This is a genomic window from Bacillus sp. RB3 (assembly GCF_030164735.1).
Taxonomy (GTDB): Bacteria; Bacillota; Bacilli; order Bacillales; family Bacillaceae_G; genus Bacillus_A; species Bacillus_A cereus.
On record NZ_JASNGE010000007.1, the window covers coordinates 142,927 to 156,362 of the forward strand.

A 13,436-nucleotide genomic window follows, 5' to 3' on the forward strand; every position below is an offset into this window, starting at 1 on the left:
AAAGAACCATTTTTTATTTCATACGCAGACACTCTCTTATGAGGAGGGTGTCTTTATTTTGCATGAATAATGATAAATACGTGTAATGAATGCATAGTAATTTTCTATAGTTACCTACAAGTAACCTACGCACATGAAAGTGCATCATTGCCTTTTTACATAAACATAGATACAATTTTAATATAATACATAACTGAGATGATTAAGGAGTGTTATACTTGGCAGAATTATTACAAGGTAAAAATGCTTTAATTACAGGAGCAGGTAGAGGGATTGGTCGCGCTGTAGCAATCGCATTAGCGAAAGAAGGCGTAAATGTAGGCTTATTAGCTCGTTCAGAAGAAAACTTAAAAGCTGTAGCAAAAGAAGTAGAAGCAGAAGGTGTAAAAGCTGTTATTGCAACTGCTGATGTTTCTTCATGCGAAGAAGTAACAACTGCGATTGAAACGTTAAAAAATGGTTTAGGATCTATCGATATTTTAATTAATAACGCTGGTATTTCTAAATTCGGTAAGTTTTTAGAACTAGACGTTGCTGATTGGGAAAAAATCATTCAAGTAAACTTAATGGGTGTATACTATGCAACTCGTGCAGCTTTACCGAGCATGATTGAACAACAATCTGGTGATATCATTAACATTTCATCTACAGCAGGACAAAAAGGTGCACCTGTAACAAGTGCATATAGTGCTTCTAAATTTGGTGTCCTTGGCTTAACAGAATCGTTAGCGATGGAAGTTCGCAAACATAACATTCGTGTAACAGCTTTAACTCCAAGTACAGTAGCAACTGATATGGCTGTAGATTTAGGATTAACTGATGGAAACCCTGATAAAGTAATGCAAGCAGAAGATATTGCAGAATTTATCGTAGCGCAGCTGAAATTAAATAAACGTACATTTATTAAATCTGCTGGGCTTTGGTCTACTAATCCATAGGAATTAAATTTAACTTTAAAAGAAGGGATATCTATTCTGTAAGGGGTAGATGTCCTTTCTTTATTTTTTGTATTCGAGACAGAATTTTCGGTATAATTAAAAGTGAATGGTAGAAAGCATTGGGAAATTGAAAGGGATGGCAGTTGTAAAAGAGTGATGTAAGGAGGAAAAAGGGATGAAAAAGAAGTTTCAAAAATTATAACATGTATCGTGTATAACGAGATTAGCTCGTGGACCTCCAATATACATAACACTATATTATATATTAAAAAATTGGAGGATATAAGTAGATGAGAACTGAAAAAGAAATGTTAGACGTAATTATAAATATAGCAAAAGAGGATGAAAGAATTCGAGCAGTTATCATGAATGGATCGCGTGTAAATCCAAATGTGAAAAGAGATTGTTTTCAAGACTATGATATTATGTATGTTGTAAATGATATACAATCTTTTACGTCTAATCATAATTGGGTTCATAGATTTGGAGAAATAATGATAGTACAAATGCCAGAAGAAATGTCGTTAGTTCAACCAGATGAAGATGGGAAGTTTCCATATTTAATGCAGTTCATGGATGGGAATCGGATTGATTTAACGCTAGTTCCAGTTGAGTTAATAAAAAAGTTCGTTGGACAAGATAGTTTAAGTAAACTGCTTCTTGATAAAGATAATTGTATGGAAGGATTCCCGCCAGCAAGCGATAAGGATTACTTAATAAAAAAGCCTACAGAAAAAGAGTTTTTGGATTGCTGTAATGAATTTTGGTGGTGTAGTACAAATGTGGCAAAAGGGTTATGGAGAGAGGAACTTTCTTATGCAAAAGGAATGCTTGAAGGACCAGTGCGAGATATGTTCATCGTAATGCTAGAATGGCATATTGGTATGAAAACAGACTTTACAGTTAATACAGGGAAGTTTGGAAAGCATTTCGAGCAATATATTGAAGAAGATATGTGGGAGCAATTTAAAAGGACATTTTCTAATGCTGAATATGAAAACATATGGGAGTCATTCTTTGTCATGAGTGATTTATTTAGGGAAGTGGCGAACGAAATCGCTAACACGTATGAATATCAATATCCGCAAGAAGATGATGATAAAGTGACGAACTATTTAAAACATGTGAAAACTTTGCCAAAAGATAGTACATCAATTTATTAATAATATAAAGCAGTAAGACTGTCCTAATTAAGGACAGTCTTATTTTTGTTTATGAATAACAATTTCTCTAACAAAGTGCAGATGAATCACATATGAAAATTTAGGGAGGTTTTTTATCATGTATTATTTTTATTCGCCACAAATGTTTACTCCATATCAATGGGGACTAGAACGAGATGTTTCGTATGCTTATATGCCATATAACTCACTTTATTATGGAGAATATATAAGCGCATTGCCATACGCATATATCCCTCAAAGCTATGAAGTACAAATGAAAGCAGATGATCGTGGATCGTGGACACCATTTTCATGGGTTGAAAAATATGCGTACGCATTTTCAGGACCGTATAATAAAGCGGAAGTAGCTCTTACATTTGATGATGGACCAGATTCAGAATTCACGCCAAAAATATTAGATAAGTTAAAACAACATAATGTAAAAGCTACTTTTTTCTTACTTGGTGAAAACGCAGAAAAATTTCCGAACGTAGTAAAGCGTATTGCAAATGAAGGGCATGTAATTGGTAATCATACGTATAGTCATCCGAACTTAGCGAAAGTAAATGATGCTGAGTATCGTAATCAAATTATAAAAACGGAAGAAATATTAAATCGTTTAGCTGGTTATGCACCGAAGTTTATACGTCCGCCATACGGTGAAATACTTGAAAATCAATTAAAATGGTCCACAGAGCAAAATTTTATGATTGTACAGTGGAGTGTTGATACGGTTGATTGGAAAGGTGTGAGTGCTGATACGATTACAAATAATGTGTTAGGGAATTCATTTCCTGGAAGTGTCATCCTCCAACATTCAACACCAGGTGGGCATTTACAAGGATCTGTAGATGCACTAGACAAAATCATTCCGCAGTTAAAAACGAAAGGGGCACGTTTTGTAACACTTCCAAGTATGTTCCAGACATCAAAAGAAAGAAAGTGAATGTGTTATGAATTGGGAAAATAAGGTTTATGTCGTATAATGAAAGTGTAAGTTAGGGGGGATATAATTGATTTATGCACTAGTAAACATAGGAATAAGCATATTGATTGGTATTATTTTTGTACTTGCGGCAATTATTCTTCAAAAGAATCCACCGACCGATATTAATGCGGCATATGGTTATCGTACGAAACGATCTATGAAAAATAAGGAATTATGGGGTGCGGGTAACAGGTATAGTGCAGAAGTGATGAAGCAAAATGGATTCATCATGATGTTAATTGGAAGTGTTATTAGTATACTGTTTAGATACTCCCATACAACGTTAGCTATAATGATCTTTATGCTAGTACTAATCATTCGCTTATTCATACGAGTAGAGAAAAGATTGAAGGCACTTGAGCAATAATGAAAAATAGGACTCCACGCAATATAATGCTAGGAGTCCTATTTTATTTATAAACTATTATTTTCTAGTAAGTCTTTTCCTTGTTCAACAACAAATTCATAGTATGCAAGATCATATGGATAAATATCATCAAAAGTTATCGTTATCGGTTTATTGCTCAAAACAGAAGTAGCTGTAAAAGATGAAATTTCACCATTTAATAGTTGTAGAAAAGAAGTTGCATGTACTTTCATCACATCGTCTACTTCTTCACCTGGTGCGAATGGAAGTGGATTGATGACATTGTGAAAATACATATGACAAAATTCACGATCAGTAAGATTTGAAATTTCATAATCTATTTTAAAGATTCCTTTGTATACTAAATCAGTAGTTTGAAAGGAAAGCCCCAATTCTTCTTCGATTTCACGAAGACCACCAATTTGTACATCTTCATCATGCATAATATGTCCAGCTGAAGTAATATCCCATATAAGTGGAGCTTCTTTTTTATTTTTAGAGCGTAATTGGAAATATAAGAATATATCTTTAGCATCTTTTTCTACAAACCAACAATGAAATGTTTCGTGCCAATCACCGTCACGATGCACTTCATCGCGTAATTTCTTCCCAAGTGTATTTCTTTCAGAATCAAATATTGTTAACCACTCTGTCATTTTAATTCCCCTTTCTGCAAATTTTATTATACAATATTCGTATTGAATTTTGGGAAAATAAAGAAAAAGGGGCGATTATAAGTGGAGATAGAGCGTATGGAAATAAAATCGATTATTTCAACAGAGGAAGAGTTACGGAAAATATTGGGGAAACCAAGTGAGCGAGCATTGAAAAAAGTTATTTCATCATTAGACCACCATTGTGTAGATTTCCTTTCTAAATCTCCTTTTCTAGTATTATCTACTGCAAATAAGTTGGGGGAGTGTGACGCCTCGCCGAGAGGAGACGCACCTGGATTTGTATACGTACTCAATAATAATAAAATTATCATTCCAGAAAGGCCAGGAAATCGTCGTATAGACTCTATTTTGAATATTATTTCAAATCCACGTGTAGGACTAATCTTTTTTATTCCAGGTCTTGGGGAGACACTTAGAATAAATGGCCGAGCGTATATTACAAACGACGAAGAAATTTTGAAAGAAATGCAGGCGAATGGACGTAATCCGTTGCTTGGAATTGTTGTTGAAATAGAAGAGTGTTACATTCATTGTGCAAAAGCGTTTATTCGTTCGAAGATATGGGATCCAGAATCTTGGTTAAATAAAAAAGAGTTACCTTCAGCAGCAAAAATGTTGTTAGAGCATGCGAAAGTGAATGCTTCAGAAGAAGATGTTGCACGTTCTTTAGAAGAAAGTTATACAAAAAGATTGTATTAAAAATTTTATTGATATAATTTTGTAAGGTGAGTATGTACGGGTTTTAGAATGGGGATTTATCCCGCATTAACGGGCAGTAACACCCCTACCTCAAAATTCAGCGAAAGCAAAGAAGTTAGGTGGGGATCAACTGCCCGTAAAAGCCCGATTGGTGAAGGCTAATAATCAGTGGGGATGAACAAAATCCTCACTGATTAAAGTTTCACTTTATATATGAACCGTTGATTTATAAACTGGAGAAATGACAAAATAGGTAAATTGAGTGGCAGTTGCATAATGCTATTGTGAAATATAATAAAAAATTATTTTGAAAATAGTTAGTAAAAATAGGCTTGCTTTTTAAAAATTTGATAACTATAATAAGTTAACAAATAGACATGAACGAAAAAGTAATGATAAGGACACGAAATCATTTTTACGGTTTACAGAGAGGGAAGCCAAGGGTGTGAGCTTCCTAACACGAGAAATGATTTTACCACCTTTGAACTTCAATAGTGAACGAGTAATCTAGTAATTATTGGCGGTATCAGCCGTTATCTGAACTTGAGCAATCTAGAAGGAGATACGTCTAGATTGGAACAAGGGTGGAACCACGAAAACACATTCGTCCCTTTCCTAGGGATGAGTGTGTTTTTTATGGTATAAGAGATTGAAAATTTAAAATAATTAAAAAATAGTATTGATTTTGTTTTTTATGCGAGTATAATGAGTTAACAAATAAACATGAACGAAAAAGTAACGATAAGGACACGAAATCATTTTTACGGTTTACAGAGAGGGAAGCCAAGGGTGTGAGCTTCCTAACACGAGAAATGATTTTACCACCTTTGAACTTCAATAGTGAACGAGTAATCTAGTAATTATTGGCGGTATCAGCCGTTATCTGAACTTGAGCAATCTAGGAGGAAATACGTCTAGATTGGAACAAGGGTGGAACCACGAAAACACATTCGTCCCTTTCCTAGGGATGGGTGTGTTTTTTTACTTTGAAAGGAGGTGCGGTAATATGAAACGATTTATAAGTACGGAAATAACCACCACCTGCATGACAAAAAAGCAGAGTAAGGTGATTTATAGATGTAACAATTAAACTTTTAGGAGGAGATTAGAAGATGAATAACGTTATAAATGTTGGGGTATTAGGTTTAGGTACGGTCGGAAGTGGTGTTGTTCATATTTTGAAAGAACATTATAAAAAAATCGCACTTGATACAGGATACGAAGTGAAAGTGAAAACAGTCGTTGTACGTGATTTGGAAAAAGAACGCGATGTTTGTATTGATGGAATTGCAGTAACAAGTCATGCAGATGAAGTTCTAAATGATTCAAATATTGATATTGTAGTAGAGGTAATGGGCGGAATTGAAGAAGCAAAACAGCATATTGTTAAGGCTTTACGAAATAAAAAACATGTCGTAACAGCAAATAAAGATTTAATGGCTGTATATGGTGCAGAGCTTCTTCAACTGGCGAACGATAATGATTGTGATTTATGTTACGAAGCGAGTGTAGCGGGCGGTATTCCAGTGTTAAGAGGACTAACTGATGGGTTAGCATCAGATCAAATTGAAAAAATAATGGGAATTGTAAATGGTACAACAAATTATATGTTAACAAAAATGAGTCAAAATGGATGGTCTTATGAAGAGGCTTTACAGGAAGCACAAAAATTAGGCTTTGCAGAATCGGATCCGACAGCAGATGTAGATGGACTAGATGCGGCGAGAAAAGTAGCAATTCTTGCAAACTTAGGTTTTTCGATGAATGTTTCATTAGATGATGTGCAAGTAAGAGGGATTCGAAAGGTCGAAAAAGAAGATTTACAAATGGCTGAAAAGTTAGGATTTACTATGAAGTTAATTGGTAAAGCTGAAAAACAAGGACCAGCCATTCATTTAAGTGTAGAACCGACGCTTTTACCGAGCCAGCATCCATTATCAAATGTGAATAATGAATTTAATGCGGTGTATGTCCATGGCCAAGCGGTAGGAGAAGTGATGTTTTATGGACCCGGAGCTGGGAAGTTACCGACTGGTTCTGCTGTAGTAAGTGATATTATTTCAATCGTTAAAAATATGAATCAAGTTCCGAAAAATAAAAGTGCGTTAAAAGAACCAGTTCCTTATGAATTACAAGGTGATGAAGAAGTAGTTTCGAAATATTTCTTACGCATTTCATTACAAGATGAGCCTGGGATGTTACAAAAAATAACAGAATGTTTCGTTAATTATTCTGTAAGTTTAAAAGAGGTTATTCAATTACCTTTAAACCGTGAACTGGCAGAAGTCGTTGTTGTGACACATCGAACTTCCAAGTATCAATTTGAACGAGTTTTAGAAGCGATAGAAGCTGTCGCAAGTGAAATAAACAGTTACTACATTATTGAGGAGGAAAAACAATATGTATAAAGGACTATTAAAACAATATGCGTCTTATTTACCGGTGAATGAAAATACACCTGATGTCAGCTTAATGGAAGGAAACACACCACTTATTCCATTATTAAATATATCAAAACAATTAGGGATTCAGCTATATGGTAAGTACGAAGGAGCGAATCCGACAGGTTCTTTTAAAGATCGTGGTATGGTCATGGCAGTTGCTAAGGCGAAAGAAGAAGGTTCAGAAGCAATCATTTGTGCATCAACAGGTAATACATCAGCATCAGCTGCAGCATATGCGGCACGTCTTGGGATGAAATGCATTATCGTAATACCAGAAGGAAAGATTGCACATGGAAAATTAGCGCAAGCGGTTGCTTATGGAGCCGAAATTATTTCAATAGAAGGGAATTTCGATGATGCGCTTAAGGCTGTAAGAAATATTGCTGCAGAAGAGCCGATTACGTTAGTAAACTCAGTAAATCCTTATCGAATTGAAGGGCAAAAAACAGCAGCGTTTGAAATTTGTGACCAATTGCAAAATGCACCAGATGTTCTAGCTATCCCTGTTGGGAATGCAGGGAATATTACAGCGTATTGGAAAGGCTTCTGTGAATATGAGAAAGAAAAAGGTTATAAAAAGCCAAGAATTCATGGCTTTGAAGCGGAAGGAGCAGCTGCAATTGTAAAAGGACATGTAATTGAAGAGCCTGAAACAATTGCAACAGCGATTCGCATCGGTAACCCAGCAAGTTGGTCGTATGCAGTAGAGGCTGCCGAGCAGTCTCGTGGTGAAATAGATATGGTATCAGATGAAGAAATTTTACATGCGTATAGGTTATTAGCAAAAACTGAAGGAGTTTTCGCTGAACCAGGATCAAATGCTTCATTAGCCGGCGTAATTAAACATGTTCAATCTGGGAAAATCAAAAAGGGAGAAACAGTTGTTGCGGTATTAACTGGAAATGGTTTGAAGGATCCTGATATCGCTATTTCTTCAAATCAACTAGACATCGCAAGTGTGTCAAATGATATAGAACAAATTAAAGATCATATTAAAGGGGTGATTATGGCGTGATACCATTTAGCGTTCGTGTCCCTGCTAGTACGGCGAATGTTGGTCCTGGATTTGATTCAGTTGGAATAGCTTTGTCATTGTATTTAGGTGTGGTGGTTAAAGAAAAAGCTGATAAATGGCAAGTAATCCATTCCTTTGAAGAATCAATTCCGACAGACGATAAAAATTTAATCGTTAGCACGGCATGTAAAGTATGTCCTTCTATATCACCCCATATAATAGAAGTTACTAGTAATATCCCATTAACGAGAGGGTTAGGAAGTAGTGCATCAGCGATTGTAGCTGGGATAGAGCTTGCGAATCAACTAGGCAATTTGAATTTAACTGCTGATCAAAAAGTTCAAATTGCTACAAATTTTGAAGGACATCCTGATAATGTTGCTGCTTCTATATTAGGTGGAACTGTAATTGGAGCACTTGATGGAAAGGATGTTTCCGTTGTAAGAATTGAGAGCAAGGAATTGGGTGTAATTTCTCTCATTCCGAATGCAGAATTAAATACAGATGAAAGTCGATCTGTATTACCAAAGATGTTTCCGTTTCATGAGGCAGTTAAAGCTAGTGCGATAAGTAACGTATTAGTAGCTGCATTATGTCAAAAGCGGTGGGAAGTTGTAGGTGAAATGATGGAGAGAGACCATTTTCACGAACCATATCGTTTAGAACTCGTACCATTATTACCATCTATTCGTAAATGCGCAAAAGAATTTGGTGCGTACGGCACAGCACTTAGCGGTGCAGGGCCATCTATTTTTATATTAACGCCATATGAGAAACGTCAAGAAATCGCTGAGCAATTAGCGAGAGTATTTACAGATATGAAAGTATGTGAGCTTGAAATCGACCATAAAGGTATTATTGTAAATAAGGAAGAGCATATTGGATCGTAAAGAAAGCTGGCATGGCTAGCTTTCTTTACGTTGCAAACCTATTTTAAATTAGGTTTTTTTGGAAAAAATATAAAACAAATGTTGATTTTGAATAATGTAAGTAAAGAGTGCATTCATTTTGGAGGTGATTAAATGAATAAAGAGTCACCAGAAGAAAAAAGAGAGCGTATGAGACAAAGTGAATTAAAAAGTAATCCTACGGGTTCTTTACGTGACGGATTCAATAGAGCGGAAACGGGTAGTCCAGTTGATATAGCGGGCGGTATGAATTGGAAAGGTACAGGAATAATCATTTTAGTACTACTTTTAGGATACATTGTATACACTTATTTTTTCAGTTGAAGAATGCTTGTTAAAATTTTGATTTGTTTAGTTTCATAATTGTTGAGAAAAAATGCAGTTACTGTATTACATATCTTCTAAGCGAATTATAGTTGTTCATATCAACTTTTAATACTCCAAACAGAGCTAGCAAAATGCTAGCTCTATTATTTTTTGCCACATTCCTGTAACAAAGCATCTGTATATTCATTGGTGGAGGTGCAGAGGATGAAAAAAACGATAGCGATATGTCTTCTTACAACTATGTCGTTTTCAACTTTAGTCGGTTGTGACGTAAAAGGTAGTAATGCTGTACAAGAGTCTAAAATAAAGAAAGCGACGTATAAAGATTTTACTTATGATGTAAATCCAGAAACATTCACATTAACTGTAGAACATGAGGGGGCAAAGGAACAGGCATCACACCCCCTACCGAAAATGAAGGTATCGAATGTAAAAAAAGAAAAGGATCGTACATCGTGGGAATATCCAGATCAAAAAGTAAAAATAAAATTAGAAAAGAAAAAAGACCACTTAAACATTGAAGTGGAATCGACTGGTGCAGAAAGCTTTACATGGCCGAAAGTAGAAGCTGAAAATTATACACTTCCGTTATGGGAGGGTAAGCAAATTCCGAGCAATGATGAGAATTGGAAGAAGTTTTTAAAGGATGATGCATATTCATTTGCTGAATCATTTTCTATGAAGTTTTTCGCATTAAATGGTTCGAGATATTCAATTGTATATATTGCAACGAATATGTTTAATAATGAATTGAAATTTCATTCGGATCCGAAAATAGGATTTGATTTTACACATGAATTTCCGAGCATAAATAAAAATAAAACATATGGATTTCAATTATATGTGACAAATAATGATGCGGTAAGCATTGCTAAACTGTATAAGGATGATATTGTTCGAAAAGGTGAATTTAAAACATTACAAGAAAAGGCTAGAAAAAATAAAGAAATCGAAAAGTTATATGGAGCGGCGCATTTTTATTTTTGGAATCAAAATGGTTTATTAGAAAATAATATAAATTGGCCAAAACTAAGGGAGCAAATAAATAGCCCGCTGTTTAGTCATATAAAAGAACTTATTCAAAAGAATAGTTCCGAGCCTGGGGAACTGAATGTATTGGATCAAGTAAGTAAACAAGATTTCATTGATAAGTATCAAAAAAATGTTATTTTACGTTATATAAACGAAGTATTATCGATGAAGGAATTTTATAAAGAGGATATTTTTCAAAACGTTAATCAGGAAGCTAGTGTGCTATTAAAGAAAGGTGTAGGTCACTTAACGAATACAGAATTGTATAGCTTAAATAAGCATTTATTAAAGTCGCTACTTGGTGATGCGGTTGAAGAGGTAAGTAAATGGGGTAATGCAGATGGAACGGATATATTAAAGGAAATGAAAGAGGCAGGAATAGAAAAAGCGTGGATTGGTCTGCCGAACTGGGAACAAGGATTTATGCAACCTAATTTCGTGACAAAAGCTAAGGAAATGGGGTATTTAGTTGGTCCGTATGATTCGTATCATTCCATTCACGAAAAAAGTGATAAAAATTGGAACACAGCATCCTTTAATGACCCGTCATTATACGAAGAGGCTACTGTAACGAAGAAAAACGGAGAAAAGGTGCAAGGCTTTTTAGGAAGAGGTCGCAAGTTAAATCCGACTTTATCGCTGCCTAGTGTAAAGGAACGCATGAATGATATATTACAAAATGGTCCTAAATATAATTCATGGTTTATTGATTGTGATGCGACAGGTGAAATTTACGATGACTATTCAGCGAAACATATAACGACACAAGAGCAAGATTTAAAAGCACGTTTAAAACGAATGGACTACATTGCGCAAGAAAAGGGTATGGTCGTTGGTTCTGAAGGCGGAAATGATTTTGCTAGTAGTACGATTGCATTTGCACATGGAATTGAAACACCTGTTATTAAATGGGACGATGAAGATATGCGGAAAAATAAAACAAGTCCGTATTATGTAGGTGGATATTGGTCACCAAATCAAAATGTGCCTGAAAAATATGCAAAACAAGTACCATTGAAAGAAGAATATAAACAAGTATATTTAAACCCAGTATATTCGGTACCATTATATAAATTAGTATACAATGATTCCGTTATTACAACGCATCATTGGGAATGGGGAAGTTTAAAGGTAAAAGATGAAGTTGGAAATCGAATGCTGTCTGAATTATTGTATAATGTTCCTCCGTTGTACCATTTAGATGAAGTAGAGTGGAATAAGCATAAAAAAGAAATTACAGAGCATCTAAAAGTTTGGAATGAAGTTCATGAAAAAGCAGTAAAAGAAGAGATGACGAATTTTGCGTATTTGTCAGAAGATAAGCTAGTACAATCTGTTTCTTATGGAAAAGATATTAAAATCATTGTGAACTTCTCAAATGAAGACATGGAAGTAGAAAAAACGAAAATAAAAGCAAAGTCGGCTTACATTGATAATCAGGGGAAGAAAAGCGTGTATACGCCGTTTGAGAAATAATAACGTCAAATATACTGTATTCATAGAGATTTTATAATTAGCTGGATTCTTTATTCATATCGTTTGTTAAGAAAAAGACATCCTAATTTAAAATGAAAGAGTTAATAAATTTGTAAATTCATATGTTGCGAAGTGCTAAATTTTTGAAATTGGTAAATAGTGACTTGCCAAAAATAAGTACGAGAGTATAATGTGAAATGGAATACGTATTGGGTTTAAGTAGTAACCTTACAAAATTGTAAGGTTAGTGAAAGGAAATTCAATATGAAGATAAATAGACTTACATTATACTTGGTAAAGAGAAAGAGAGGCGAATGGGTATGAGCTCTGAATTAGAACAAAATACGAGAAGTAATAAAAAGCGTTCTAAAAGAAAGTCAATAAAATGGTTCATATTAATTCCATTTTTCCTACTTATTTTTGGAGGAGTAGGATATGGTTCGTTTATATATAATAAAGCAAAAGCTGTTGTAAATGATGCGTATGCAAAAATTGATAAGTCATCAAAGCGTGATAAAGAAGTTGAACCTTTAAAGGATAATATTTCAATATTAATCATGGGTGTAGATGGAAGTGAAATGAGAAAAAGCCAATATGGCGAAGCAGTTCGAACAGATGCACTTTTATTAGCAACAATTAATAAAGATGATAAGTCTGTTAAGCTAGTAAGTATTCCACGTGATTCACGTGTTTACATTCCAACTAGAAAAAAATTAGATAAAATTACTCATGCTCACGTATTTGGTGGCGTAGAAAGCACACGTGATACGGTGGAAAGATTTTTAAATGTCCCTGTTGATTATTATGTGAAGTTTAACTTTGAATCATTCGTACAAATTGTCGATTCAATTGGTGGTATTGATATTGATGTACCAGTTACTTTCACTGAACAAGATAGTAAAGACCAAGCTGGTATGATCCATTTAGAAAAAGGTTACCAACATTTAAATGGAGAACAAGCACTTGCACTTGCAAGAACGCGTAAAATTGATAGTGACGCAATGCGTGGACAGAGACAGCAACTTGTAATAGAAGCAATTGCTAAAAAAGCGATGTCTGTTCAATCAATTAGCAAAATGGGCTCTTTACTGGATGCGGTTGATAAAAATATGAAAACGAACTTAACATTTGACGATATGCTGGCCATTACAAAAAATATGGCAGGATCTAATTTGGAAATGGAAAAAATGCAAATAGAAGGTACAGATAAACGTATCGGTGGTATTTATTATTACATTCCAAATGAAAAAAATGTAAAAGACATTTCCAAAAAATTAAATGATCATTTAGGTGTAACGCCAAAATCAGTCCGAAACGAATAATAAAAAAAGATTGGCTTTTGCCAATCTTTTTTTATGGGAATGTATTTGTAACTTTTCTGTAACGATTTTTTAGTTTAGAA

General features: G+C 34.6%; 12 protein-coding genes and 2 other annotated features. Of the genes, 11 read left to right on the top strand and 1 reads right to left on the bottom strand.

What is annotated here, in order from left to right; all coding sequences use genetic code 11:
- The first annotated feature begins 218 nt into the window (after positions 1-218).
- The 4 genes from QO049_RS12160 to QO049_RS12175 all read left to right on the top strand — a co-directional run bounded on the left by QO049_RS12160 (position 219) and on the right by QO049_RS12175 (position 3,456).
- Positions 219-938 carry a 3-ketoacyl-ACP reductase gene (locus QO049_RS12160; protein ID WP_000818979.1) on the top strand — a complete coding sequence of 240 codons (720 nt, stop codon included), beginning with the start codon at positions 219-221 and terminating at the stop codon, positions 936-938.
- 290 nt (positions 939-1,228) lie between these two features.
- On the top strand, positions 1,229-2,101 hold the full coding sequence (locus QO049_RS12165) for an aminoglycoside 6-adenylyltransferase (protein WP_001258541.1): 873 nt from the start codon (positions 1,229-1,231) through the stop codon (positions 2,099-2,101).
- 118 nt (positions 2,102-2,219) lie between these two features.
- Positions 2,220-3,047 (top strand): peptidoglycan-N-acetylglucosamine deacetylase, encoded by an 828-nt coding sequence (locus tag QO049_RS12170; RefSeq protein WP_098877175.1) that lies wholly within the window; start codon positions 2,220-2,222, stop codon positions 3,045-3,047.
- Between the two features lie 70 nt (positions 3,048-3,117).
- A complete protein-coding gene (locus QO049_RS12175) occupies positions 3,118-3,456 on the top strand; it encodes an SdpI family protein (RefSeq protein ID WP_033667343.1) in 339 nt (112 codons plus the stop codon).
- A 47-nt stretch (positions 3,457-3,503) separates the two neighbouring features.
- Here QO049_RS12175 and QO049_RS12180 read toward each other — a convergent pair whose 3' ends face one another.
- The gene (locus QO049_RS12180) at positions 3,504-4,112 is read right to left on the bottom strand and encodes an NUDIX hydrolase (RefSeq protein WP_000141384.1); all 609 of its coding nucleotides are present in this window, start codon (positions 4,110-4,112) and stop codon (positions 3,504-3,506) included.
- 81 nt (positions 4,113-4,193) lie between these two features.
- On the opposite strand from QO049_RS12180, the gene QO049_RS12185 reads away from it, so the two are divergent.
- The 7 genes from QO049_RS12185 (at position 4,194) to QO049_RS12215 (ending at position 13,356) form a co-directional block, all read left to right on the top strand.
- Entirely contained in the window at positions 4,194-4,832 is a 639-nt protein-coding gene (locus QO049_RS12185) for a pyridoxamine 5'-phosphate oxidase family protein (protein WP_061457078.1), read from the top strand.
- A 383-nt stretch (positions 4,833-5,215) separates the two neighbouring features.
- Positions 5,216-5,447 (top strand) — a binding site (T-box leader).
- 114 nt (positions 5,448-5,561) lie between these two features.
- Positions 5,562-5,793, top strand: a binding site (T-box leader).
- Positions 5,794-5,944: 151 nt separating this feature from the next.
- Positions 5,945-7,240: a homoserine dehydrogenase gene (locus tag QO049_RS12190; protein WP_001066899.1), complete on the top strand. Its 1,296-nt coding sequence runs from the start codon at positions 5,945-5,947 to the stop codon at positions 7,238-7,240.
- A complete protein-coding gene (gene thrC / locus QO049_RS12195; RefSeq protein ID WP_134995289.1) occupies positions 7,233-8,291 on the top strand; it encodes a threonine synthase in 1,059 nt (352 codons plus the stop codon). Before QO049_RS12190 ends, thrC begins: the two co-directional genes overlap by 8 nt.
- On the top strand, positions 8,288-9,181 hold the full coding sequence (thrB, locus tag QO049_RS12200) for a homoserine kinase (protein ID WP_000612105.1): 894 nt from the start codon (positions 8,288-8,290) through the stop codon (positions 9,179-9,181). Before thrC ends, thrB begins: the two co-directional genes overlap by 4 nt.
- A 132-nt stretch (positions 9,182-9,313) precedes the next feature.
- A complete protein-coding gene (locus tag QO049_RS12205; RefSeq protein WP_098963026.1) occupies positions 9,314-9,523 on the top strand; it encodes a DUF6366 family protein in 210 nt (69 codons plus the stop codon).
- 207 nt (positions 9,524-9,730) lie between these two features.
- Complete coding sequence (locus tag QO049_RS12210; protein WP_246962563.1) at positions 9,731-12,034, top strand: glycoside hydrolase; 2,304 nt, start codon at positions 9,731-9,733, stop codon at positions 12,032-12,034.
- A 320-nt stretch (positions 12,035-12,354) separates the two neighbouring features.
- Complete coding sequence (locus tag QO049_RS12215) at positions 12,355-13,356, top strand: LCP family protein (RefSeq protein ID WP_001987131.1); 1,002 nt, start codon at positions 12,355-12,357, stop codon at positions 13,354-13,356.
- Positions 13,357-13,436 lie beyond the last annotated feature (80 nt).

Coding starts and splice junctions, on each gene's coding strand:
- thrC (WP_134995289.1), top strand. CDS start 7,233: ATGTATAAAGGACTATTAAAACAATATGCGTCTTATTTACCGGTGAAT.
- QO049_RS12215 (WP_001987131.1), top strand. CDS start 12,355: ATGAGCTCTGAATTAGAACAAAATACGAGAAGTAATAAAAAGCGTTCT.
- QO049_RS12190 (WP_001066899.1), top strand. CDS start 5,945: ATGAATAACGTTATAAATGTTGGGGTATTAGGTTTAGGTACGGTCGGA.
- QO049_RS12205 (WP_098963026.1), top strand. CDS start 9,314: ATGAATAAAGAGTCACCAGAAGAAAAAAGAGAGCGTATGAGACAAAGT.
- QO049_RS12165 (WP_001258541.1), top strand. CDS start 1,229: ATGAGAACTGAAAAAGAAATGTTAGACGTAATTATAAATATAGCAAAA.
- QO049_RS12210 (WP_246962563.1), top strand. CDS start 9,731: ATGAAAAAAACGATAGCGATATGTCTTCTTACAACTATGTCGTTTTCA.
- QO049_RS12180 (WP_000141384.1), bottom strand. CDS start 4,112: ATGACAGAGTGGTTAACAATATTTGATTCTGAAAGAAATACACTTGGG.
- QO049_RS12170 (WP_098877175.1), top strand. CDS start 2,220: ATGTATTATTTTTATTCGCCACAAATGTTTACTCCATATCAATGGGGA.